The sequence below is a fragment of the Kiloniella spongiae genome, from assembly GCF_001026905.1.
Lineage (GTDB): Bacteria > Pseudomonadota > Alphaproteobacteria > Kiloniellales > Kiloniellaceae > Kiloniella > Kiloniella spongiae.
On sequence record NZ_LAQL01000068.1, the window covers coordinates 1 to 428 of the forward strand.

Genomic DNA, 428 nt, shown 5'->3' on the forward strand with positions numbered 1-428 from the left:
ATATTTGCGGCCTGTATTTCTGTTGCAAATGCACAGTCGGTATCAGATAGCTTCGAGCTATTTTCCGATGTCCCTGGAATTTCGCAACTTTCCGTCAGTAATGTTACTAAAACAGCGACATCAACGTCTGCGCAAGTAACTTTGCGTGGGCAGCCAATGACGATCATCGCCTTCAAAACGAACGGTGGATCTCTTGGGGCACTAATCCCGGGCACGTTAAAATTAACTGATATTATGCCTATCCCCCAAGGCACATCAGTTGATGGTGCCTTGATAAAAAACAGTGCGTTCCTTTATATGCCAAAGGGACCAGACCATCTTAATGTAAACACATCGACATTTCCCTCTGGAATTAAACAGGTGCTGGGGCAAGCAACAGCTCTGACACTCAAACCCGGATTTAACCTGTTTGGCCAAGCTGATCTTTC

At 45.6% G+C, this 428-nt stretch carries 1 protein-coding gene; it reads left to right on the plus strand.

Annotation, left to right across the window (positions count from 1 at the left end; translation table 11 throughout):
• Positions 1 to 428, plus strand: a 428-nt coding sequence (locus tag WH96_RS22235) for a hypothetical protein (protein WP_047766197.1), incomplete at both ends; no start/stop codon positions are given.